This is a genomic window from Erythrobacter sp. S249 (assembly GCF_057364975.1).
This window is the reverse complement of record NZ_CP200287.1, coordinates 1,884,696-1,908,765: the sequence shown is the minus strand read 5'-3', so window position 1 is coordinate 1,908,765 and position 24,070 is coordinate 1,884,696. Positions and strand designations below refer to the sequence as shown.

Here is a 24,070-nt window from a genome sequence, read left to right as displayed (position 1 = left end):
GCTCATGGTAACGGCTTCGACGCACTCCAGCGTTTTTGATGTTGTGGGTGCCGTCGGATATTGCGCGACCGCAGCTTCAAGATCCTCAGCGCCATCTTGCGGCGCTCTTTCAGCGAGGTCATGCTGCACCTCATCTGGCCAGCTTTGCCAAGGCCACAGAGGCAAGGTTTCCGAAGCTACCTTGATCATCCTGGCTCGGCGGTTCTGGTGTGAATGGATCTTCGCCCAATCGTCCCTCTGGATAGCATTGTGCTGCCCTGAGCATCGGCAAGAGACCGGTGGGTTTGCACACCAGTCCAGCTAAGCATTTTCGACCTGATCGTGCGCGATAGCTGTGTTCGCCAGGCAATCGGGCATTTCGATCGATAACCACGACGCAGAGCGCTGCTCGCTCGCGCCCCAACTTCTCGCATGCTGCGCCGAATGCGGCCGGTGAAATGCCGTGCCAGCGACAGGCCTTGGCTGACGCATCGACCAGATCGCGCCAGTTTGGCGACGTTCGTCTCGGCAACAAGCTTTTATAGTCGGAGCTAGCAATTCCAGCGACCATTTCGGGCGTGATCTTAGTCACACGATCCTCGTCACTTCTGTCGCGACGAGCCCTGCTACGGTTTTGGGATGAGTTTGATTCAGGTATAATGGGTGTAACGATTTCTTCCGTCCGGTCGGAAGACTTCGTTGCACCAGACGGAACTTCCAGCAACACGAGGAGCGCTTCAAGCGCATCCCTGATCGCTTCCAGCTTCTCCGGATTGTTGATGCGCGAGATACGGCCGTTTGGCAGGATCTCCTGTGCTCGTTCGCTCACCTCAGGATTGCTTGAGGCCCTCGCTTCGCGATTGAGTGCTGCAACCTCCTGCTTTAGGCAAAACACCGCTTTCGCTTGCAGCTCGATTGCTTCGCGCCGAGCCTGCCATTTCGCCCAGTCATCAATTAGCGGTCGCAGACTGATCCCAGCCAGTGCGACGATCGCTCCATCATACCGCTTCCCGCTACGCCGGGCATGCGGACTATAGGTGCGCTCGATAAATCCAGCTTTGCGGAGCTGTGCCTCGGCATTGTGCAGGACCTTGGTCGAGATTCGTAACGAAGCTGCAATACTCTGTGGCTGCTCCCATGTTCCGCAGATTTTGCCAGGCTCGAAGTCGGATTGTCGGCATGCTCGAATGAAGTATTGCAGGAGGCGTACCGCAGTCGCCGAGAGCCGCTCTTCCTTGCAACTGCCAGAAGCAATCTGGTCGATGAGGTCGCAAAGACCAAACTGGCTTGCTCCATCGGGCAAGCCACTGTGCGTAAGGGACATGCTCATCTGGCACCTCCCGCAAGGTTTAACCTTGCAGCTGATTCATCGGTCGAGTAAACAAGATAAGTAGCTACGCAGCTATGAAATTTGCCGCCAAGAAGGGTGCCAGCCCTTCTGGCGGTTTTTCGTTTAGGCCATCGGTCTGGAGGGCCAAAGACCTTCGTTCTGTGCACATTCTGTGAACGACGTGGTTCGCCACGAGCCACCAACAAAGCACAAACATCTGATTTTATTGGAAAATAATGGCGCACCCGAGAGGATTCGAACCTCTGGCCTCTGCCTTCGGAGGGCAGCGCTCTATCCAGCTGAGCTACGGGTGCCGCGACGCCTCATGGCATCTGGGGCGCGCCTCTAGCAAGCTCCTCAGCGCCGCACCACCCAAAAACGCGTGCTAGCGCGCATTTGGCCGCGCGCAGTTAACTGATCGGCAACTCGCCTAGGCTAGTCCTGATGACCTTATGTCAGCATTCTATCCCGACCAAGCCCGCGCCATGCGCCGCACCGCCGCCGCGCCGAAGCCACACGCCCAATTTGCGCAAGATTGGCAGCGTCTGCACGATCAGGCTGGCGAAGTGGCGGAGCTTGCCGGGCTGTCCCGCGAGAAGTTCGAGGGTGAGATTGCTGCATTCCCCGGTCATCTTTGTGATGCTGGTGAAGCAGCGCAAGAACTCGCCTGGCAGGGGATCGAGGACATTGATGCGATGCTGCAGCCGGGGCTGACCGCTCTGCGTACGATCACCGCGCGCGGCCAAGATGCGTCGGTGCCGGCGCTGGCGCTGTGGCGTGAGTTTCACTGCGCGCGCGGTGCGATCCTGCGTCTGACCGGCGCGGATCACAGCGCCGCTATCGGGCGCAATGCCGCCTGAAAATTGAGCCGAATATGACGCAAGAGGCTTGACCAAGTTCTTGCTATGTTCCAATTTCGCTGAATGACCAGTGAGACCTCCACCATTATCGATTCGCAGCGCCTTGGCGGTGCAGCGGCCTGCCCGCCCCCTGTGACCGCCAAAGACGCGGCGCGCGGGATCATGCGGCTGTTTGCGCGCAATGGCATTTGGTGCCTGCCGGAAATGCCGCTCAAAAACGGGCGTCGCGCGGATTTGATGGGGGTCGATGCCAAAGGGCAGATCGTGATCGTCGAGATCAAGGTCGCGCGCAGTGATTTGCTCGGCGATAGCAAATGGCCCGATTACCTGGATTTTTGCGACCGCTTTTTCTGGGGCCTTGCCCCCGGATTGGATCGCAGCCCGCTGGACAGTGAGGCCTATCAGCCCGATGTCTGCGGCGTGATCGTTGCCGATGGATATGACGCAGAAATCCTGCGCCATGCACCGTTGCAACCGCTTGCCCCGGCGCGGCGCAAAGCGCAGGTTGAGCGCCTGGCCAGAGCAGCGATGCGGCGGCACACCGCGATACTCGATCCTGACTGCAGTGATCTGGCGCTCGGCTAGCCCCGCGAACAGAAGACCGGGCGCACAACCCCATGGGCAAAGCGGCCATTCTCAGTCATACTCACGTCAATGGGCACGGTTTATGATTGAGGGCTACAGCATCCCGGCGACGATTGCGCTGGGCAGCGCGGCGGTGACGGTGATCATTGCCCTGCGTTATCTGCTGACCAGCGGATTGTTTGACCTCATAACCCGCAAGGTACGACCCGGACTGTATGATGGACAAGGCAAGCAGATTGCGCGCGAGATACGTTGGTCGCTGCTGTCAGCTGGAATATTCGGCGTGCCCGCTGCCGCTGCGATTTGGAGCTGGCGCCATCACGGCCTCACAATGCTGTACAGCGATATGAGCGATTATCCGCTGTGGTATCTGCCAGTGTCGCTAATACTGTATCTGCTGGCGCATGACACCTGGTTCTACTGGACCCACCGGCTGATGCACCGCCCGCGCTGGTTTAAGCTGGCGCACCGCGTCCACCATGACAGCCGCCCGCCGACGGCGTGGACCGCAATGAGCTTTCACCCGATTGAGGCGGTGAGCGGCGCGGTGATCATCCCGCTGCTTATGTTTGTGATCCCCATTCACTTGGTGATGCTGGGCACTGTCCTGACCGTGATGACGGTGATGGGGGTGACCAATCACATGGGGTGGGAGATATTTCCGCGCTGGGTTGTTCACTCTGCGTTGGGGAATTGGGTGATAACAGCCAGCCATCACGAGCGACATCATGAGGATTATCGATGCAATTTCGGGCTTTATTTCAGAATATGGGACAGAATTTGCAAAACCGATTCCGGATTGTCGCGCCGCATAGTCGAACAGGCCGGACGCGCGCCGGTATGAGCCGGATCATCGCCGCCAGCTTGATCGCAGGCACCGCTGCGACTGGCATGGCCGCCCCGGCTCAGGCGAGCGAGGTGGAGATTTCGGTCACCAATATTCGCTCGACCAAGGGCGTGGTGCGCGCTTGCCTCACCAAGGAAAAGCAAAGTTTTCCCAATTGCCGCAAAGATCCCAATGCCCTGCGTGTCGTCGTGCCCGCCACCAAGAATGCGAAGATCCGCTTCACCGGCGTTGCACCGGGCAGCTATGCGATTGCGCTGCTGCATGATGAGAATGACAATGGCAAAGCAGACCGAGCGCTTGGCATGATGCCCAAGGAAGGGTTCGGCTTTTCGCGCGACGCCAAGGTTCGCATGGGCCCGCCCAAATATAAGGACGCCGTGTTTGAGCATGGCACCGCCAAACAGGCGATGACGATCAAGATGCGCTATATGCTGTGAGCCGGTGTGGCGCGGAAAATTGGCTGGCTGACGCCAACGCGCCGGAGACGCATTAGGGCGCGGTCCGATCTTAACCGCCAGACTAAGTAAAACCTCGCGACGTCATTCCAGCAATACTGCCGTTGCTGCGCGCAAAGGTGCGAAATTTGATGACGGCACAACTTTCCCGCGCAACTTAACGACATGTTTACCATGCACCTTCAAAACGCTTCCAAGAACCGTTTAACAAGGGGCAAATACGGGCCATGGACAATCTTCGGGGCGCTTTCGATTCTACGGAACCAGCCGACGACAATCAGGATTGGGATACGGGTGAAGAGCAGGACGCACGCGACCTGCCGCCGGATTCGATCGGCCAGGATGAGCGCCGCATGCAAGTGCGCGCCTATAATCACTGGGCCAGCCTGCTGGGCGAGCGCAACTTCCCTGCGATTGATTCGCTAGAGCCGGAAAACCTGCCCGATTTCGGGCCCTATTCCGTCGTGCTCGATTTCTCGGGCGGCATTGATGATCCCGCTGTGCGCTTCTTGGGTGGCCTGCTCGCCGAAGAATGCGGCGCAGAAGGCCATATCTCGCAGCTTTCCGATGTTCCGCCGCGCTCTTTGCTGAGCCGGATCACCGATCACTATATGCAAATTCTCGCCAATCAGGCCCCGATTGGTTTTGAAGCAGAGTTTGTAAATCAGCGCGGCATTGCGATCCTGTATCGCGGCATCCTGCTTCCGTTTTCCAGCAATGATGACACCATCGATTTCATCTATGGCGTGATCAATTGGAAGGAAATGGCCGACCAAGTGACAGCCGATGAGCTGCTGCTTGAGATTGATCAGGCACTGGAAAGCGAAGAAGAAATCGAAGCCGAAGCGGATGAACCGCAAAAGCATGCGGCCGACGCTCTGTCTGAGTGGGCCGATTCGCCTGCGACCGAAATGAGCGAGACTGAAGACGCCGAAGCCCCTGAACCAGAAGTGCTGGAGCTGGACGAGATGGCTGAAGAGAAAAAATCACCGCTCGACCTGGGCGAATTTGCCAGCATGGCCTCCATTGGCGGCGCGGTAGGTTCTGCGAACGACTATGACGACGAAGACGAAGACTACGGCGAAGAGGACAGCGAAGACCTGCCCATGCCCGCCTTTGGCGAATACGGGCTCGACGAGCCGGAAGAAGAGGACGAGGAAGAAGATTCCTCAGCCGATTACAGCTTTGCCTCGCTGACCGATTACATCGAAGCGCCGACCAAAAAGGCGAAAGCGCTGGAAATGGATCCAGACGAGCTCGAAAGCGAAAACGCTGAGATGGGTTCGGGCGAGTACAATCCAGCCGATTACGATCCGAGCGATTTCACTCCGGCAGAATACAATGCTGGCAATGATGATGCGGCGGATTACGCCGATGATCACGCAGAGCCAGAGCATGATGAGCCAGCAAATGACGTGCGTCCGCTAAATCCTGTTCCTGCGGCACCTGTTGTCAGCGAGCCTGAGCCTGTGGCTGAAGACGCCCCCGCTGAAGAGGCTATCGCTGAAGAACCAGAGATCACTGCGCCTGAGCCAGTAGCCGAAACCCCTGCCCCAGCGGCAGAAGAAGCACCAACCGCGCCGGCAGTGCCGCAAACCGCGTCGCTCGACGAAGTGGCCGATGCGATCAGCCTTGCCGACGAACTGCCAGAGGACGCAGGCCTTTACGATTGCCTTGCCTCAGCGCGCGAACTCGCTGAGACCGCAAACGCCTCAGAAGATCGCAGCCGCCAAGCGCTCTATGCCGCTGTTGGCCGCGCCTACGACTTCTCGCTCGCCGCTAAGGATGCGCCAGAGGATTATGCTGACCTGATCGCGGAAAGCGGCCTCACCGTCCAAGAACGCGCGCCGATGACCCCGGTTGTGAAACTGGTGTTCGGCAGCGATTACGACAAAACGCGTCTCACCGAATATGCCACCGTCCTGACCCATGCGCACCGTGTTGGTCTGGAACGGGGCAGCCTCGCTGGCTTCCTGCGCGAAGCGGACGGCGGCCTCAAAGGCGTCGTCAGCACAGAGCGCCGTCTGCGCCGCGAAGAAGCGGGCAAGCCGGTTGAAGACGCTGGCAAGGTCCGCGCTGAGCTGGCCGACAAGCTGCGCGAGCTCGAAGCTCTCACCTTGGAAGCGCTGGGACATGAAGGGCCAGAATTTGGCCTGGTCATGGTCCGCCGTAATGAGCTTGGCGAAGTCGAGCTGCTGGGCGAGATCGAGCAAGACATTCCAATGATCGAGCGCGCTGCCCGCAAGCTGGTCGGCTAACACCGCCAGAGCGAACTTACAGCCTCGCGAATTTTTGACGCCTTCGGCCCTATACGCATAGGGTCGGAGGCGTTATCGCGCGCGCTCAATTCAATCGAGAGCCTCTTGGCAAGATAGCAGCGCCAAAGGCCTTTTGGGGCATGCAATGAAGAGCAAGAAGGTGCGCGTTATGCTGTGGGTGCTTGCCGCGATCGTGGCGCTGGTTCTGGTGGGCGGGTTGGCGCTGCAATTTGCGATTTCGCGCAATGGCCCCGCCGTACTGACCGCAGTTGATCGGCTGACCGGCGGCACAGACGATGTCGCGCTGCTAACCGAGGCCTCTTTCGGCGAGAGCGAGGCGCAAAACCTATTTGTCTGGGGCCCTGAAAATGCGGACGAGGACGCAGCGAAACGGCCGGTCTTACTGTTCGTTCACGGCGGCAGCTGGCGCTCCGGCGATCCAGAAGACTATGGCTTTATCGGCCGCGCTTTCGTGCCCAAGGGCTTTGTCGTCGTGCTCGCCGGATACCGCATGCACCCAGAGGCGGTCTATCCCGCCATGCTGGAAGACGCCGCCGGAGCAATCGCCTGGACCAAAGCGGAGATTGATCGATTTGGCGGCGATCCAGAGCAGATCTTCGTCGCTGGCCATTCTGCCGGGGCTTACAACGTGATGATGGCCGCGCTGGAGGAGCAATGGCTCAGCGCGCGCGCGCTCTCCACCAGTGATATCGCCGGTGTGGTCGGCCTGTCTGGCCCTTATGATTTCTATCCGTTCGACAGCGATTCGACGAAAAACTCCTTCGGCCCGGCTGAAGACCCAGAGGCGACCCAGCCGGTCAATCACATTCGCGGCGATGCCCCGCCGATGCTGCTGATCCACGGAGAGGCGGACACGGTCGTCTATCCGCGCAACACCCGCGAGCTCGAAAAACAGATTACGGCGGCTGGCGGCAGCGTGCAGACCAAATTCTATCCTGAGATGGATCATACAGACCCGCTCGTTTCGATGGCCGCGCCATGGCGGAACTCGCGCGATGTGGACGAGACAATCGCGCAATTTGCGAAAGAAGTTGCCGCGCAGGCGAAGACTTCAGTTCCGGTTCAGGACGAATCGCGCTAGTCCTGCGGGCATGCGCGCGCTTTTGCACCCTTTCGCCCAGCCTTCCTCTCGCCTCGCGGCGGCAGCGTTTGCGCTGATTGCCAGTTTTGCGCTGGCGGTAGAGACTGCCTCGGCGCAATCGATCCTGCGCGATGCGGAAACCGAGGCGCTGCTGGCCGATATGGCCGCGCCGCTAATTGAAGCCTCGGAGCTGGAACCGGGCAATGTCGATATTGTCCTGATCAATGATCCATCGATCAACGCTTTCGTCGCGGGCGGTCAGGTGGTTTATATCCATTCCGGCCTGATCGATGCGGCGGACACCGCCAATGAAGTGCAGGGCGTGATCGCGCACGAGCTGGGCCACATCACCGGCGGGCACATCGTGCGCTTTAACGAGGGCACCACCGCCGCCAGCAACATCTCAATCCTCTCGCTGCTGATCGGCGTTGGCGCGGCTCTGGCCGGGGCCGGCGATGCAGCGATCGGCGCGATTATGGCGGGCCAGCGCGCGGCACTCGGCCGGTTCCTCGCCTTTAGCCGGGTGCAAGAAAGCGCCGCTGATGCGGCGGGCGCACGCTATCTTTCAGAGGCGGGCATTTCAGGCCGCGGCTCAATCGCGTTCTTTGAAAAACTGCAAGGTCAAGCGCGCCGTTATGGCTATGCCCGCGATGACGAAGCCGAATTCACCCGCACCCACCCGCTGTCCAGCAATCGCATCGCCCGCCTGCGCGAGGTCTACACGGTTGATCCCGCATGGGACGCGCCTGATGATGCCGCGCTTCAGGCTCGGTTCGAGCGGGTGAAGGCCAAGCTCTATGGCTTTTTGCAAGATCCCAAGCGCACGCTGAACCGCTTCCCTGAAAGCGACACAAGCGTCGCGGCGCGTTACGCCCGCGCCTATGCTTTCCACAAGGATGCGCAGATCGAGCGCGCTCTGGCAGAGGCCGACGGCCTGCTCGCGATCAATGCGGACAACCCGTATTTCCTCGAAGTGAAGGGGCAAATCCTGCTCGAATCCGGCAAGCCGGAAGAGGCGCTGATCCCGCTGCGCCGCGCAACCGATATCACGCTCAACCAGCCGCTGATCGCATCGATGTTTGGCCACGCTCTGATCGCAACCGAAGATGAGGCGAACTTTGCCGAGGCCGAGCGCGTGCTGCGCGCCGCCGTATCGCGCGACCGGCTCAATCCCTTCGCCTGGTATCAGCTCGGCGTGGTCTATGCCGCGCGCGGAGACATGCCGCGTGCCCGCCTCGCCAGCGCTGAACAGCAGGTGATGACCCGCCGCTATCCCGAGGCTTTGCGCAGCGCGCAGGCCGCCGAAGCAGGATTGCCCGTGGGCACGCCCGATTGGATCAGAGCGCAAGACATTTCTCTGCAAGCGCGCAGCGAACTGGAACGCCTGCGCGATAGCCGCTAAAGCACGGCCAAGAGCGGTCATGCCTTTGCTGGCCGCGCAAACACTGGGAACAGCATTTTGATCAAGACATTCGCAACCGCGTTTCTGGCGCTCGTCTTTGGCTTTTTGGGCGCGGCGACCTGGTCCTACACTGGCCTCGCAGACAATCGCACCCGGGCTTTCATGATGGAAAATCCTGAGATGCTGCCCGAAATGGTCGAGGCGCTGCGCAATAAGGAGTCCGCTGAGCAATTGGCCGATGTCCGCGAAGAAGTGGTCACCCCCTTCCCCGGCGCAGTGATCGGCAATCCCAATGGCAGCAAGCTTCTGGTCGAATTCACTGATTACAATTGCCCCTATTGCGAGGCGAGCCTTGAGGATGTGAACCGTTTGGTCGCGGAAGACCCCGAATTGAAGGTGGTCGTGCGCGAATGGTCGATCTTTGACGGCAGCGAAGGCGCCGCGCGCATGGCGCTGGCCGCGGCAATGCAAGGCAAATACGTGGCCTTCCACGAGGCAATGTTCCGCCTTGGCCCGGCAACACCTGAAACGGTTGAAGCCGCCGCACGCGAAGCGGGCCTCGACTGGGAAAAGGCACAGGCAGACGCCGTGTCCGATCCGGTCAGCGTGGAGCTGGCCCGCAATCTCTCGCTTGCGCAGCAGCTTGGCTTTTCCGGCACACCCGCCTGGGTGACCGGCAATCAAGTGATCGGCGGAGCGGTCGGTTATGACGGGCTGAAAGAAGCGCTGAGCGAGGCTGGCGCAGAAGCGCAATATTCCTCTGGCGCCTAATGCTTAGGCAAGGTCAATTTCGGCACCGCGCGCTGGCTGGAGTGCTTGCCTGTTTGCTAGGCACGCCCGGATTGGCGCAAAGCGACGCCGCACCTTCTGAGCTAAAACCCTCCGCAAAACTGACCGCCTTGGAAGAATATCACGCGCTCGACCAAAGGCTGCAGGATGTTGGCTGGAAATTGGTGCGCGGCAACGCCGATTACTGCTCAAAAACTGTGCAATCGATCGGTCTGCAATTGCAGGATATGGTCGCCTTTAAAGAGCCGACCTCGCCACGCGCCGCCCTTGGCCTTACCGGTGATTTCGCGGTGCAGACGGTCGCTAACGGATCGCCCGCCTGGAATGCAGGCGGCCTCAGCTTTGGCAGAGAAATCACGCGGCTGAACGAGCAAGAGATCAATCAGTGGCCCGCGGAAAATAGCTCCCATTGGCAGCGCCTGACCCGCGCGCATGATTATGTCGATGCCGTGCTGGCCGAGGATGGCCGGATCATGATCGGGCTGGCGAGCGGCGGCGATCTGCTGATCCCTTCAGAAAAGGCCTGCGCCACCCGCTTTGAGCTTGCAGGCGGCAGCAAGCGCGCGCTGGCAGAGGGTTCGCGCGTTGTGATTGGCTCGAAATTTGTTGGCTTTGGCTATGCGGAAGACGAATTCGCCGCCGCGATTGCGCATGAGCTGGCGCACAATCTGCTGGGGCACCGGGCATGGCTCGATGCCAATGGCCGCAAACGAAAAAACGTGCGCCTGACCGAGCGCGAGGCGGACCGGCTAATGCCGTGGCTGCTCGCCAATGCGGGCTATGAGCCGAGCGCGGCGCACCGGTTCATGCTGCGATGGGGCCCAAAGCACGATGGCGGCCTGTTTCGCGGGCGCACACATGACGGCTGGGACGAGCGCGCCGAGTTCATTCAAGCAGAGGTTGAATTGATCGAAGCCCTACAAAAATCGCCCGAATTTGAAGGAGCCGATTGGCGAACAGGCTTCCGCCGCGAAATTGATCCCGGCTCTGCGCCTAAGAAATAGGCAGGGTGCGGAACCCTGCAATTCGCAGCTCACGGTGTGCCCAATTTTCGGGCAGCACCCCTATCAAGGCCGCCCGCAAAGCGACTAACTGACTAACCTTTGGGCAGGCCAAACCGCTCAATTCTCTACGCAATCGGCGGTTTTCCGGGGCAGAAAGTGCGGCCCACGCGATCACCCGCAAGCAAAACTAGCTGCCATCCATCGCACAATTCGTCTACAAGGGTCGGCCATGGCAATGCTACCTATTCAGCCTACGCCGTTCTTTGCCAGCAAGAACAGAGCGTTCTGGACCCTCCAGCTCTCCGGCTGGGGCGGGTATTTTCTGCTGAGAACCGTCGTCGCGGTCGCCAATGATCAGCCGCTTGATCTGGTGGTCTTGCTGCTGCTGACGACTATTACCGGCTTTTCCATCACGCTGGTGCTGTCGGTGATTTATCGCCAGCTGATTGGGCGCCAGCCCATCGTCACCTGGGGAACAACCGCTGTCGCGGTGTTCGTGGCGGTTATGATTCACGCCTCGATCGATGCCTGGGTGCAAAACCTCTACATCGGCGGCGCGAGCGAGACGAGTTTTGCGCAGCGCCTGATCGGCAGCTCCTTCATCCCGCTGACCCTGCTGGGCGGGTGGAGTGCGCTGTATTACGCGATCAGTTACTTCCTCACCGTTGAAGAACAGGCCGACCGGCTGGAACGGCTCGAGGCGCAAGCGACCAGCGCTCAGCTGGCGATGCTGCGGTATCAGCTGAACCCGCATTTTCTGTTCAATACGCTGAACTCGATCAGCACTTTGGTGCTGCTGAAACAGACCGAGCCCGCCAATGCGATGCTCACTCGCCTCTCCAGCTTCCTGCGACACACTCTGGTCAGCGAACCGGGCAGTCAGGTGACCCTGGCGCAAGAGGTCGAAACGCTGCAACTCTATCTCGATATTGAGCGGATGCGGTTTGAAGAGCGGCTGCGCACCAAATTCGCCATCGAAGACGACGCAATGGATGCGCGCCTGCCCTCGATGCTGCTTCAACCCTTGGTCGAAAACGCAGTGAAATACGCTGTGTCCGCGCAGGAAGAAGGCGCGCAGATCACGCTGTCCGCCCGGATCATGGCCGGGCGCCTGCGCATCATGGTCGAAGACACTGGCCCGGGCACCGATGCCCCCGTTCGGCACGAGCTGCTCGATTATGAGCAAGACAAAGCGAACCAGCCGGTCTCCACCGGCGTTGGCCTGGCCAATATTCGCAACCGCCTGATGCAGGCTTACGGCCCGGATCATAAGTTTGAGACCCACTCTGATCCCGGCGGCGGCTTTGCCGTCACGATTGAAATCCCCTTCCAGATGGAAGACGAATTTGCACTTGGCCCTGATGCTCAAGGCGCAAGCGCAACCGGCTCCGACCCCGCGGATGCCAATTCTGCCGCCCCCGGCACCAACCCCCAGCCAGCGTCGGTGATTACCCTTAATCCCAGACGCGCCATTGGACCTGCTGCATGACCATACGCACAATCCTAGTCGACGATGAGAAACTGGCCATTCAAGGCCTGCAACTCAGGCTCGAGGCGTTTGACGATGTCGAAATTATCGACACCTGTTCAAACGGCCGCGAAGCCATTCGCAAAATCAAGACGCAAAAGCCCGATCTGGTGTTTCTCGACATCCAAATGCCCGGCTTCGACGGATTTTCTGTCGTCAAAGGCGTGATGGAAATCGAACCGCCTCTGTTCGTGTTCGTCACCGCCTTTGAAGAACACGCGATCCGCGCGTTTGAGACCAATGCGGTGAATTACCTGATGAAGCCGGTCGACGAGGATAAGCTCGCCGATACGCTGGAGCGGGTGCGCCAACGCATTACAGAGAAGAAATCGGCGGAAGAGGCCGAGAAGCTGAAAGACGTGCTGGCCGAAGTCGCACCCGACAAAGCCGATGAGTTCTGCGAAGCCGCAGCGGAGACCGCTGAGCGCTTTGAAAAGCTGATCAATGTCAAAGATCGCGGACAGATCTTCCGCGTAGAGGTCGAATCGATCGAACACATCGAGGCGGCTGGCGATTACATGTGCATCTACACCGGCGACAATTCGCTGATCCTGCGCGAGACGATGAAGGATCTGGAGCGCCGTCTTGACCCGCGTAAGTTCCAGCGCGTGCATCGCTCCACCATCGTCAACCTTGACCAAGTGCGCCAAGTGAAGCCGCACACCAATGGCGAGTGCTTCCTGGTGCTGGATTCGGGTGCTGAGGTGAAGGTGAGCCGCAGCTACCGCGATGTCGTCGCGCGGTTTGTGCATTAGTTTGTTTCGAAGGCGCATCCGCGCCTTCGTCCTCGGTGCAGCTCCTCCGCTTCGCTACGGTGCACCTGCGGGCGGCCAGTCGGCCTTGCGAACCCTATCGGGTTCGAACTAGCGCGAGCTAGCTAGCTTGAGGGCTGAATTCGACGAGAGGCACCGCAAGGGCAGGTTTTAAGGCCCTTTTTTGCAAAACCGTTCGTGCTGAGCTTGTCGAAGCACTGCTTTTCCTCTTAGCTTCGTGCATAAGTTGAAAAACAGCCCTTCGACAGGCTCAGGGCGAACGGAGATATTGAATGACGTTCACCATCCCTGGCTTCGATCTCGACCAGTTCGTCCGCAGCACTCTGGCGGAGGACTTGGGCGAAGGACTGATCGGCGGTGGGCGCGATGTCACCTCGGAAAGCGTCATCCCCGCTGATGCCCGCTTTGCTGGCGTAATGGACAGCCGCGATGCGATCGTCGTCGCCGGCCTGCCCATTGCCGAGGCGTTTTTCCGCGCGCTGGAGCCAGAGATAGAGATCGAACTGCTCGTGCAAGATGGCGATGCGGTGGAGCCGGGCACGGACCTCATGCGGCTTGCCGGCAATGCGCGCGGGCTCCTCACTGCAGAGCGCAGCGCGCTCAACACCGTCCAGCACCTCTCCGGCATTGCCACCATGGCCCGCGAATATGTGACCGCGATGGACAACCCCGATTGCACCCTGCTCGACACGCGCAAGACCATTCCCGGCATGCGCCATCTGGAGAAATACGCGACCCGCATGGGCGGGGCGAGCAATCACCGCATGGGCCTGTGGGATGCCGCGATGATCAAGGACAATCACGTCGCCGTCGCGGGCTCTGTCGGTGAAGCGGTGCGCCGCGCGTGGGAAGCAGGGGTTGAGCACATCATCTGCGAGGTCGACCGACTCGACCAGATCGGCCCAGCCCTGCAAGCGGGCGCGCATCACTTGCTGCTGGATAATATGTCGCCAGAGACCCTGCGCGAGGCGGTGGCGATGGTCGATGGCCGCGTGCCGTGCGAGGCATCAGGCGGGATCAATCTCGACACGATCAAGGCCAAGGCCGCCACCGGAGTGCAATTCGTCTCAGTCGGGCGCCTGACACAAAGCGCGCCAGCCGCGGACATTGGTCTGGACTTCAAGCCGGTTTAAGGCCGCATAGTCGATGAAACTGGCGCAAGGCCCCCGTCCGCTATCAATCAAGCTGTTTGCGGCGTTCTTCCTGACCGCAGCGATATCGACCTATGTCCTGAACTTGACCAATCTGCCGATCCAGCAAGAGATATTTGCGCTCTATCTTCCCTGGCCGGGTTGGTCACAAGATTGGACGATCGTTGCCCTGTCCGCGATCCTCTCCATTGCTTTCATTCCGGTGGCATGGATTTATCTGCGCGCGAGCCGGGTGGCGCGCTGGCTTGTTACCGGGTTCTCACTGCTCAAACTTTTAAGCTTCCCGCGAATGTTCATGCTGTGGGTCTCAGGCCCGTACATCAATATCATGTATCTGCGCGAACCAGTCTTGATTGCGCTGGCGCTCATCATGCTGTTCACACCCAGCGCCAATCGCTGGTTTCGCCAAACTAAGGAGCCTGATCTTGCGGTATTTGACTAGCGCCCTTTGCACTGGCGCTGTGCTCGCCCTCCTGCCGGCTCAGGCCAGCGCCCAGGCCTATCAATGCGAGATGCCCCGGATCAGCAGCGTACCGCAGGTCTCGGCGAACGGACAGACGCGCAAGCTGCCGATCACCGGCTACACTATGGCGCTTAGCTGGTCGCCGGCCTTTTGCCGCACGCGGCAGGACAGCCGCTCGCATTCTACCCAATGCAGCGGCGACAACGGCAGTTTTGGCCTGATCGTCCATGGCCTGTGGCCGGAAAGCGGGCGGACATGGCCGCAATGGTGCGCCACGCAGGGGCGGCTTACGCCCACCGAAACGCGCCGCAATATGTGCATGATGCCAAGTGCGCGGCTGGTCGCGCGGCAATGGGCGAAACACGGCAGCTGCATGACCAAACGACCCGACACCTATTTCAAGGTCACACGGATTTTGTGGGAGAGCCTGCGCATTCCCGATTATGACCGGATCAGCCGCGAGGATGGCCTCACCGCCGGGCGCATCCGCCAAGCATTCGCGGATGCCAATGGCGGGTGGAGCGCCAGCCAAGTCGGCGTGAAGCTGAACCGCCGAGGCTGGCTGGAGGAAATCCGGCTGTGCTACAACAAACGCTTCCGCCCGGCCCGCTGCACATCAAGCCGCTACGGAGCAAAGGACGGGGTCCGCGCAAAGATCTGGCGCGGCTTGTAAGAGCGCCGAGCAAAACGGAGACATGCTATGACTAAATTGCGAGCGATGGTCTTGCTTTTGGTGCTCTCAGTGGGGGCATGCATGTCTGCTCCGTCGGGCAGTTTAGATGCCAGCGCATCAAACACAGATGCAGGCGCGGTTTACATCATCAGGCATCTGCAAAAGGCGAAAGGCGACGATCCCGTCCTCACCAGCGAGGGAGCCGCCAACGCTCAGCGCCTTGCCGCCATGCTGGCGGACACAAACATCACCGCGGTCTACGCCACCCGCACGCGCCGCGCGATGGAGACGGGCGCACCGCTCGCGGGCCAGTTCGGCGTTGCAATCACACCGTACGATCCGCGCAATCCCGATGCTCTGGTCGCTGAGGTTGCAGCGGGCAAAGGATCAGTGCTGGTGGTCGGCCATAGCAACACCGTTGGCGACCTGGTGACGCGTTTCGGCGGCAACACTGCGCCGGAGCTGACCGAGCAGGATTACGGCACGCTGTTCATGGTGGATGAGGCGGGGAATGTGAGGGAGTTTGAGGTCGAGTAGGTAACTCGCTGCAGCAAATTTGCCCTTGCTGCGGCCCAAGTGTGCGCGCGAAGACCTGACGCGGGCGGTGACAGCGCCTGTTATTGGGGGCGAAAGCGGGCATCTATTTGCCAGCTTTTGCCAGATCCTCTTCGGTGTTGATATTGAAGAACGGGTCTTGCCCCTCTGGACCCAAGGGAAATTCCCTCACAATTGCCATGCAATGCTCGGCCCACGCATGTGCGGAACGCGGTCCAGAACCAAGGAACACCTCAAGTTTGCCAGCCAGTTCAACTGGCCAATACCCGATAAGCGGATGCCAGCGGCCTGCGCTGGAGCAAATTGATGGCCCTGCGCCCTCCGCCAATTGGGCAAGGGTGTTGGTCGGCAGAAACGGTACGTCGATCGTGCAGGTTGCCACGTGATCAAATCCGGATGCGCCTGCCCAGACCATTGCGGCATGTATTCCGGCCAATGGGCCGACTTCTTTCAAGCGGTCAGCAATGATGGGCAGTCCAAGTTCGGCGTAGGGACCGCCGGTTTCTCCATTGATGACGATTGGGCCAGAGGTCTGGTCCCGCAATCGATTGATCACAACATCTATCAGTCGCTCGCCATTGAGACTGGCCAAGCCTTTGGCTGAACCAAATCGCCGCGCCGAACCACCGGCCAAGATGCACACGGGAATGTCGACAAGTTTCGTCATGGAATGATTGTGCAGGTGCGCACTCGCAGCGCAAGCACTAAGCCAAACTTTCCGTCAATTCTGAGATTGCGTGCGCGCGGGCTGGTGCACGTTCTGCGCTGCACCGCATGGCTTCCCCGATCAGGATGATTGCCGGGCCATCGCCCAGCGCCGATATCGCCGCGATAGGCAGCATGTCGAGCCGCGTGTGAAATTCACGCGTGCTTGGCAGGCTGACGTTTTCGACGAGCACTACGGGCGTGTCGGGCGCTAGTCCTGCGCTGATAAGACCGCCGGATATATGCGGAGCGGCGGCTTTGCCCATGTAAACCGCAATTGTCGCCTGCGGGTCGGCAAGGGCCGCCCAATCGAGATCAGGAACAGCACCATTTTTTGTATGCGCGGTCACGAAAGTGAGCCGGCGGGCGAGACCGCGTGTGGTGAGAGATGTGGTAAGCGATGCTGCCGCTGCGCTCGCGGTGGTAACACCGGCGCAGACTTGGATCGGTATGCCCGCATCATGGCAGGCGTCAATTTCTTCATTGGCTCTGCCAAAAATGGAAGGATCGCCGCCTTTTAAACGAACTACGCGTTTGCCAGACAGGGCCGCTTTGACAATGTAATCGCAGATCATCGGTTGTGGGACAGAATGCCTGCCGGAGCGCTTACCAACCGAATTCTGCGGTGTCTGATCCGGGATGAGGGCGCGTATCCCGTCACTAACCAGAGCATCGTAAAACACGACATCTGCGTGTTTCAGCAGGCGCTCTGCCTTACGCGTCAACAGCTCTGGATCACCCGGCCCGGCCCCGACCAGCCAGACGCTTCCTTTGGGAAAGTCATTCATGGTCATGTTACTCATTGCGCAGCTTCCTTGATTGCGGGTTGGACCTGTCCCAGCATGCGGGCAATTTCCGGGCGGCATGAACCACAATTGGTGCCAGCTTTGGTGCAGCTGCCAATGTCCGAGACGCTGTGCGCGCCGCCATCAATTGCGGCCAGGATCTGTTGTTCCCCTATGCCGTGGCACACACACACAATCGGTCCTGTCGGCGGAAGTGGTTTGGCTGGCCGTGCAGCCAGCAATTCGGCAAGCACGCTGCCCTTTTGGCCCAATTGCGCAGCGACCCAATCCCGCTGGGGCAGCTCGCCAGAACGCGTGAGATACACAGCGGCCAGTAATTGGCCATCCCTGTCACATACCGCGACGCGCCGCATGCCGCGGGCCATGTCAGACACTTCTGAGCGTGCTCCGGCTGGCAATAATCCCTCCAGATCAATCGATCCGGTGCCGGCCAATTCAGTGAGATAGCCGCCCTTAACGGCGCTGGTGGTCCAGTATTCACACTCTGGCGCAGCCGCATCTTTGCTAACGAGAAAGGCTCGCCATTCAGGTTCGAACAAAGCGAGCGTTGCTGGCGTATCCTTAAACCCAGGTTGGCTGGAGTATGGATCGCATTCTGGCTTCGCAAGATAACCAGTCCGTCCCGCAGCCGAAAAGATATCCGTCCAGTGCATTGGTGTGAAGATCGTGCCGGGTGTCTGGGCATCCGTGATGTGAACACGGAAAAGTGATACGCCATAAGGCGTTTTGACTTCAGCCAATCCTTTATCCGTCAGCGCAAATTTCTGCGCATCCTCGGGATGGACTTCGACCAGCGGCTCACGGCGATGAAGGGAGAGTGTCGGACTAAGCGCAGTGCGAGTCATTGTGTGCCATTGATCGCGGTAACGACCCGTATTGAGCCGGAGCGGAAAATCAGGGTCGACCTGGCGCGCTGCAGGTGGGTTAACGGCAAGTAGCTGGGCCTTGCCGCTGGGTGTGGAATAGCGCGAGCTGAACGGGTGCTCACCGCCCCATCGGAACGGCTCCATCGCATCATATTGCGTATTGGCACACTCCGCCCATGCCGTGAGATCCAGCTTGCGACCATGCTGCTGGGCGAGGGCGGTCATGGCCGCATATTCGCGGAAAACATCGGCATTGGTCGGGAAATCGAATGCCGCTGCGTGACCCATCGCGCTCGCCACATCGCATATGATCCGCCAATCAGCGCGCGCTTCACCCGGCGGCGCGAAGAGGGCGCGCTGACGGCTCACCATCCGCTCTGAATTGGTCACAGTGCCATCTTTCTCGCCCCATGCGAGAGCTGGCAGATTGATATGTGCAAACCTGCCCGTATCCGTATCGGCCATCACATCGGATACGACCACCGTCGGACATTTCGCCAACGCCTCTCGCACACGGCCAGCATTGGGCATGGAAACCGCCGGATTGGTGGCCATGACCCAGATGAACTTCACATCACCGCGATGCACTGCCTCAAACAAGTCGACTGCCTTCAGGCCCGGGCCACTGCACAATTGATCAGCCTGCCAAAACGCGGCGACACCCTCGCGCTCAGGGGCCGAAAAGCCAAGATGGCATGCCAGCATATTGGCAAGCCCGCCCACTTCACGTCCGCCCATCGCATTGGGCTGTCCCGTTATGCTGAACGGTCCCATGCCGGGCGCGTTGATCCGCCCCGTGGCAAGGTGGAGATTGATGATGGCATTGCCCTTATCCGTCCCGCAAACGGATTGATTGGCGCCCTGGCTAAACAGAGTAATCATGCGCGGATGTGCGATGACGAGATCGATCAGTTTTTCGAATAATTCCGGGTCAATCCCGGGATCGCATGCCAGATCGTCCCAAAAATTGCCGGGCGCTTCGCACGTTTGCTCAAGCGCCGCTTGGTCGATCAGCCCGCGGTCACGCAGCGCCGCCAGCAGACCATTGAACAATGCGATATCGCCATCCGGAGCAACGGGTACATGCAGGTCAGCCCGTTCGGCGGTCTCGGTGCGGCGTGGGTCAATGACAACCAGCTTTGTCCCGCGCTCATCCCGCGCTTTTTCCAACCTCTGCCAGATGACGGGGTGACACCAAGCGGTGTTCGACCCGACCAGCAGGACCAGATCCGCCGCATCCAGATCGTCATATGTGCAAGGAACCACATCCTCACCAAAGGCGCGGTTATGCGCGGCCACCGCGCTCGCCATGCAAAGCCGGGAATTGGTGTCGATATTGGCGCTACCAACGAAGCCCTTCATCAGCTTGTTGGCGACGTAATAGTCTTCGGTGAGCAATTGCCCTGAGACATAGAACGCGACGCTATCGGGGCCGTGTTCGTCAATGCAGGCCTGCATGCGAGCGGCAACTTCGGCGGTTGCTGTGTCCCAAGCGGCGCGCTCACCATTGATCATGGGGTGCAACAGGCGCCCTTCCAGCCCAACCGTTTCCCCCAGATGCGTGCCCTTTGAGCACAGCGAACCGCGATTGGCGGGGTGCGCCGTGTCGCCTGCAATCGTGACCGACCGTTCCCCTGTCACCTCGGCGCGGATGCCGCATCCGACACCGCAATAGGCACAAGTGGTTTTGATCGATCCCATCGGCTGTAACTCAGGCCCCTTGCCGGGCCATTATCGCCGCCCGGTCAAGCCAAATCAGCTCGTCTTCAACCTTCAACGGAATGGTTGGCGTGCAGCCTTCATCGTCCCCCAGCGCCTCGCCGGAGCGGAGCGAAATACGCCAATTGTGAAGTGGGCACGAAACGCTGTCGCCATGGACGATGCCTTGGCTGAGCGGACCGCCTTTGTGCGGACAGGAATTGACAAGCGCGTAAAAATCGCCGCCGATCGTGTGGAAGACCGCAATCTCTGGCCCGCCATCAACCGGCACAGTGCCAGCCATGCCGGGCTCGATGGCGCTGCTCGAACAAACGCTTACCCAATCTGGCGCGCTCATTCTGCTGGCTCCACTTGCTTGATCGCGCCATCGGTGGGCGGACCCGCTCCGATAGAACCAAGATGGCTGTGCAGGTCAGCGCGATCACCAGAGGCACGCTGCGCCCATGGATCATCCTGGCTAAAGCTTTGTGAAAAGCGGAAACGTTTAGCCAAAGCGGGCACGGTCGCGGGATCATCAAACAGCTGCGATTTCACCCATTCCAGACCCTTGCGCTCCACCCAAGGTGCCGTGCGTTCCAGATACCAGGCATCTTCCCGGTAAAGCTGGATAAAGGCGGCGGAGAGCTCAAGCGCTTCCTCTTCGGTTTCGACGCGCCCGATCAGGTCGGTGACGCGCACTTTGATGCCGCCATTGCCGCCAATATGGATTTCGTAGCCAGAATCGACACAGATCACGCCAAAGTCTTTGATCGTCGCCTCAGCGCAATTGCGCGGGCAGCCAGAGACAGCCATCTTGAACTTATGCGGCATCCAACTGCCCCAGCTCATCTGCTCCAGCTTGATACCAAGCCCGGTGGAATCCTGCGTTCCAAAGCGGCACCATTCGGACCCCACGCAGGTCTTAACCGTCCGAAGCGACTTGCCGTAGGCGTGGCCTGACACCATGCCCGCAGCGTTGAGATCGGCCCAAACGGCAGGCAGGTCTTCCTTCTTGATCCCAAAGATGTCGAGCCGCTGACCCCCGGTGACTTTCACCATGCGGGCATTGTATTTCTCGGTCACGTCAGCGATCGCGCGCAGCTCTCGCGGATTGGTGACACCGCCCCACATGCGCGGGACAACCGAATAGGTGCCGTCTTTCTGGATATTGGCGTGCAGGCGTTCATTGACGAAGCGGCTTTTCTGATCGTCAATATACTCGCCTGGCCATGCGCACAGCAGGTAGTAATTGAGCGCCGGGCGGCATTTGGAGCAGCCATCCGGCGTCGACCAGTGCAGTTCCTGCATGACCTCTGGAATGGACTTGAATTCACGCTCGACAATGGTTCGGCGCACATGGTCATGACCAAACGAAGTGCAGCCGCACATCGTATTGGCGCTTTTCTCAACCTCGTCACCCAATGTCAGCGCGAGCAGGCTCTCGACCAGATCGGTGCACGATCCGCAGCTGGCCGAGGCCTTGCAGGTGGAGCGCACCGCATCGACGCTGTTTGCGCCATCATTAATGCATCCGACGACCTGAGCTTTTGATACGCCGTTGCAGCCGCAGATTTCTGCGTCGTCGGACAATGCTGCAACGGCGGCCTCAGGGTCCAGCGATACGCCGCCTGAAGCGAAAGCCTGACCAAAGATCAGGGCTTCACGGATATCCGAGACATCTTCTTCCTTCTTGAGGAGGTCAAAATACCAATTGCCGTCTTGGGTGTCGCCGTAGAGGACGGCGCCGATGACCTTGTTATCCTTGACGACAACGCGTTTGTAGATCCCGCGAGAGGCATCGCGCATGACGATGTCTTCGCAATCCTCGCCGCCGGAAAAGTCACCAGCGGAAAATAGGTCAACGCCTGAAACTTTGAGCTTGGTGGAGGTGACGGAACCCTCATACCCCTTGGGCTGCTCAGCCAGTCCAGCCGCCAGTGAACGGCACATATCCCACAGCGGTGCGACAAGGCCGTAGCACGCGCCGCGATGCTGAACGCATTCGCCCACGGCGAGCACATTGGGGTCCGATGTGACCATGTGGTCATCGACAACAATGCCGCGCTCAACGTCGATCCCGGATGCTTTTGCTAGTGTGCCATTGGGACGGATGCCAACCGCCATGACGACCAGATCGGCTTCAATCTCCGTGCCGTCTTTCAGTTTGACGCCAGCGACCTTGCCATCCGCTTCGACGATTTCACCTGTGTCAGCGCCGGTAAGGATGGTCATGCCCCGGCCTTCCAGCTCGGACTTGAGCAAGAAACCTGCCGCTTCATCAAGCTGCCGCTCCATCAGCGTCGGCATCAGGTGCAAAACGGTCACTTCCATACCGCGCAATGAAAGTCCGTGCGCCGCCTCAAGCCCCAGCAAACCGCCGCCGATCACGACAGCTTTTGTGCTGGTTTTGGCGGCGGCCAGCATTGTTTCGACATCATCGAGATCGCGGAAAGTCACGACACCGTCCAAATCCTTGCCGGGCACCGGGATGACGAAAGGATCAGAGCCGGTGGCGATCAACAGCTTGTCAAAACTCTCGATCACCCCGCCGCGCGATACGACTTGCTGTGCCTCCCGATCGATATGAACCACGGGATCGCCTGCAATCAGCTTGATCGCGTTTTCAGTGTACCATTCCTCGGTGTTGATGACGATTTCGTCGAAGGTCTTTTCGCCTGCCAATACCGGAGAGAGCATGATGCGATTGTAGTTGACCCGAGGCTCTGCGCCGAAGATCGTAATGGCATAGCGATCCGGGCAAGCGGCAAGGATTTCCTCCACCGCGCGGCAGCCCGCCATACCATTGCCGATCACGACCAGACGTTCGCGGCCTTCCAAACCTGCGCCGCTTTCAAAGCTTGTTTGCGCGTTCACTTTGCTCTCTCCGTTTGCTTGATTGCGTGTGTCTGAGGATCAAAAACTGATGCCGGCTTGCAGCGTGAAACGGTCGGTATCGACGGCGAAATTATCGGCGTTGTAGCTGCCATATTTGGCAAGGATACCGAACGGCCCGGCCTTGAAGCTTACGACAGCGTCAAATTCCGTACCGTAGTCGATACCGCCAAAATCGCTGTCGAATTCGTGATAGGTCACGGCCGCTGTGAAAGTGGTGAGCCCTGGGATGGTGAACTTCTTGGCCAGGCGCACATTGCTGTCGCGCAGGCCCGTGGCGGGCGTCACAAGAAACAGATCCGCAAAGCCGTTAAACTTGTGCGCGGTGGCCAGCGGGGTTTGGAACGCGGCGATCCCATTATCACTGCCCAGCTCTTCATATTGCAGGCGCAGGGTAAAGCCTGCGAATTGTGCACTTGCTTCCCCGACGAGGTATCCAGCATCATAAACGATAGGATTTCCGCCGATGTCCGACTGTGTCGCCACTCCTGCGCGAAGACCGATTTTGAGCGGGCCAGCCGGAATACTCGTGGATACCACGCCGCCAAAGGTCTGGCTGGAGAACGCCAGCCGTGTGTCGTAATCGATTGTGTAGGAATATGCGGTTGCCTTCACCACGTCGAGGTCGAGACTGCCGTTCAGGAAAACGAAGTCGCCGTCGAAATCGCTGTTCGGGCTTTCGCTGCCAAAGATCGTGTTTTGTTGAATGACATAGGTCGCATCGAGCGAGACCGGGCCGAATTTCGCGGTCCCGCGCACAGCATCAAAGGTCTGTTCGTTCTGACGCCAGCCGACATTGCCGACAAAGCGCGCGTCGCCAAGGATGACCCGCTGGCGACCAACGGTGACGCCGAAATTGTCGCCCTTATAGGCCACTTGCAGCCGGTTTAGGTCGAAACTGTCCGGGTCCGCGATGACCGGAAATGGTTCAATCCCATTACCCGGGATCGTATCGTTGTAATTGTCATCGAGCGCGACGGTCCCCTCCGCTTCGGCGAGGAAAGAGAACCCTCCACTGGCGATCTGAGCGCCTGCCCGTGCGCGAACAGTGACCGAGCTTGCATTGTCGGGAAAAGTTGGTTGATCGGCCGTTTCAATCCGAAACCGCACATCGAGGATCGGATCGAGCGTCACGCCTTCACCAATCTCGATAGGATCGCCAGCATCCGCCAAGGCTGGAGCGGCGAACATTGTTGACGTGAGCAGCGCGGCGATTCCTAGAGTTTTACGCATGAAGACCTTCCTTTGATGGTTCGGACGCAAGCGTCCCTTGCTTGAGAGTTGGAAGGCGAGCGCCGCTGCCCGCGAAGCACGACCCGGTTAAGAGCCGCAAATTTAGACAGGGCTGT

General features: G+C 59.6%; 22 protein-coding genes and 1 tRNA gene. 15 read left to right on the top strand and 8 right to left on the bottom strand.

Annotated features, from left to right (window positions below; all coding sequences use genetic code 11):
* Window positions 1–130: 130 nt before the first annotated feature.
* Together repC and AC0V6V_RS09075 are read right to left on the bottom strand one after the other, a co-directional pair.
* On the bottom strand, window positions 131–1,309 hold the full coding sequence (gene repC, locus AC0V6V_RS09080; protein ID WP_486165067.1) for a replication initiation protein RepC: 1,179 nt from the start codon (window positions 1,307–1,309) through the stop codon (window positions 131–133).
* A 237-nt stretch (window positions 1,310–1,546) separates the two neighbouring features.
* Window positions 1,547–1,623, bottom strand: a tRNA-Arg gene (locus tag AC0V6V_RS09075).
* Between the two features lie 138 nt (window positions 1,624–1,761).
* Between AC0V6V_RS09075 and AC0V6V_RS09070 the strand changes: the two genes are divergently transcribed.
* From AC0V6V_RS09070 to AC0V6V_RS09000, 15 genes are all read left to right on the top strand, one after another.
* Window positions 1,762–2,169 carry a hypothetical protein gene (locus AC0V6V_RS09070; RefSeq protein ID WP_486165066.1) on the top strand — a complete coding sequence of 136 codons (408 nt, stop codon included), beginning with the start codon at window positions 1,762–1,764 and terminating at the stop codon, window positions 2,167–2,169.
* A 63-nt stretch (window positions 2,170–2,232) separates the two neighbouring features.
* On the top strand, window positions 2,233–2,754 hold the full coding sequence (locus AC0V6V_RS09065) for an MmcB family DNA repair protein (RefSeq protein ID WP_486165065.1): 522 nt from the start codon (window positions 2,233–2,235) through the stop codon (window positions 2,752–2,754).
* Window positions 2,755–2,836: 82 nt separating this feature from the next.
* Entirely contained in the window at window positions 2,837–3,598 is a 762-nt protein-coding gene (locus tag AC0V6V_RS09060; protein WP_486165064.1) for a sterol desaturase family protein, read from the top strand.
* Window positions 3,595–4,038: a DUF2141 domain-containing protein gene (locus AC0V6V_RS09055; protein WP_486165063.1), complete on the top strand. Its 444-nt coding sequence runs from the start codon at window positions 3,595–3,597 to the stop codon at window positions 4,036–4,038. Before AC0V6V_RS09060 ends, AC0V6V_RS09055 begins: the two co-directional genes overlap by 4 nt.
* A gap of 245 nt (window positions 4,039–4,283) precedes the next feature.
* Window positions 4,284–6,314 carry a PAS domain-containing protein gene (locus tag AC0V6V_RS09050; protein WP_486165062.1) on the top strand — a complete coding sequence of 677 codons (2,031 nt, stop codon included), beginning with the start codon at window positions 4,284–4,286 and terminating at the stop codon, window positions 6,312–6,314.
* 145 nt (window positions 6,315–6,459) lie between these two features.
* A complete protein-coding gene (locus AC0V6V_RS09045) occupies window positions 6,460–7,416 on the top strand; it encodes an alpha/beta hydrolase (RefSeq protein ID WP_486165061.1) in 957 nt (318 codons plus the stop codon).
* Between the two features lie 10 nt (window positions 7,417–7,426).
* Window positions 7,427–8,818, top strand: coding sequence for a M48 family metalloprotease (locus AC0V6V_RS09040; protein ID WP_486165060.1), 1,392 nt, complete (start codon window positions 7,427–7,429; stop codon window positions 8,816–8,818).
* A gap of 57 nt (window positions 8,819–8,875) precedes the next feature.
* Window positions 8,876–9,589, top strand: a complete 714-nt coding sequence (locus AC0V6V_RS09035) for a DsbA family protein (RefSeq protein WP_486165059.1) — start codon at window positions 8,876–8,878, stop codon at window positions 9,587–9,589.
* Between the two features lie 71 nt (window positions 9,590–9,660).
* Window positions 9,661–10,611 (top strand): M48 family metalloprotease, encoded by a 951-nt coding sequence (locus AC0V6V_RS09030; protein ID WP_486166303.1) that lies wholly within the window; start codon window positions 9,661–9,663, stop codon window positions 10,609–10,611.
* Between the two features lie 229 nt (window positions 10,612–10,840).
* Window positions 10,841–12,100 carry a sensor histidine kinase gene (locus AC0V6V_RS09025; RefSeq protein WP_486165057.1) on the top strand — a complete coding sequence of 420 codons (1,260 nt, stop codon included), beginning with the start codon at window positions 10,841–10,843 and terminating at the stop codon, window positions 12,098–12,100.
* Window positions 12,097–12,894 carry a LytR/AlgR family response regulator transcription factor gene (locus AC0V6V_RS09020; RefSeq protein WP_486165056.1) on the top strand — a complete coding sequence of 266 codons (798 nt, stop codon included), beginning with the start codon at window positions 12,097–12,099 and terminating at the stop codon, window positions 12,892–12,894. The genes AC0V6V_RS09025 and AC0V6V_RS09020 overlap by 4 nt, the downstream gene beginning before the upstream one ends.
* A 290-nt stretch (window positions 12,895–13,184) precedes the next feature.
* Complete coding sequence (gene nadC, locus AC0V6V_RS09015) at window positions 13,185–14,045, top strand: carboxylating nicotinate-nucleotide diphosphorylase (protein ID WP_486165055.1); 861 nt, start codon at window positions 13,185–13,187, stop codon at window positions 14,043–14,045.
* Between the two features lie 13 nt (window positions 14,046–14,058).
* Window positions 14,059–14,505 (top strand): hypothetical protein, encoded by a 447-nt coding sequence (locus AC0V6V_RS09010; RefSeq protein ID WP_486165054.1) that lies wholly within the window; start codon window positions 14,059–14,061, stop codon window positions 14,503–14,505.
* Window positions 14,489–15,199 (top strand): ribonuclease T2 family protein, encoded by a 711-nt coding sequence (locus tag AC0V6V_RS09005; RefSeq protein WP_486166302.1) that lies wholly within the window; start codon window positions 14,489–14,491, stop codon window positions 15,197–15,199. Before AC0V6V_RS09010 ends, AC0V6V_RS09005 begins: the two co-directional genes overlap by 17 nt.
* A gap of 81 nt (window positions 15,200–15,280) precedes the next feature.
* Window positions 15,281–15,736, top strand: a complete 456-nt coding sequence (locus tag AC0V6V_RS09000) for a SixA phosphatase family protein (RefSeq protein ID WP_486166301.1) — start codon at window positions 15,281–15,283, stop codon at window positions 15,734–15,736.
* A gap of 103 nt (window positions 15,737–15,839) precedes the next feature.
* Here the strand turns inward: AC0V6V_RS09000 and mobA are convergent, their stop codons facing one another.
* From mobA to AC0V6V_RS08970, 6 genes are read right to left on the bottom strand one after another with little or no spacing between them, the layout of a single operon-like run.
* Entirely contained in the window at window positions 15,840–16,421 is a 582-nt protein-coding gene (mobA, locus tag AC0V6V_RS08995) for a molybdenum cofactor guanylyltransferase (protein WP_486165051.1), read from the bottom strand.
* A gap of 37 nt (window positions 16,422–16,458) precedes the next feature.
* A complete protein-coding gene (gene cobA / locus AC0V6V_RS08990) occupies window positions 16,459–17,253 on the bottom strand; it encodes a uroporphyrinogen-III C-methyltransferase (protein ID WP_486166075.1) in 795 nt (264 codons plus the stop codon).
* Window positions 17,254–17,258: 5 nt separating this feature from the next.
* On the bottom strand, window positions 17,259–19,832 hold the full coding sequence (locus AC0V6V_RS08985; protein ID WP_486165050.1) for a nitrate reductase: 2,574 nt from the start codon (window positions 19,830–19,832) through the stop codon (window positions 17,259–17,261).
* Window positions 19,833–19,842: 10 nt separating this feature from the next.
* Entirely contained in the window at window positions 19,843–20,187 is a 345-nt protein-coding gene (gene nirD, locus AC0V6V_RS08980; RefSeq protein ID WP_486165049.1) for a nitrite reductase small subunit NirD, read from the bottom strand.
* Window positions 20,184–22,703 (bottom strand): nitrite reductase large subunit NirB, encoded by a 2,520-nt coding sequence (nirB, locus tag AC0V6V_RS08975; protein WP_486165048.1) that lies wholly within the window; start codon window positions 22,701–22,703, stop codon window positions 20,184–20,186. Before nirB ends, nirD begins: the two co-directional genes overlap by 4 nt.
* A gap of 39 nt (window positions 22,704–22,742) precedes the next feature.
* On the bottom strand, window positions 22,743–23,954 hold the full coding sequence (locus AC0V6V_RS08970) for an alginate export family protein (RefSeq protein ID WP_486165047.1): 1,212 nt from the start codon (window positions 23,952–23,954) through the stop codon (window positions 22,743–22,745).
* Window positions 23,955–24,070: the final 116 nt, after the last annotated feature.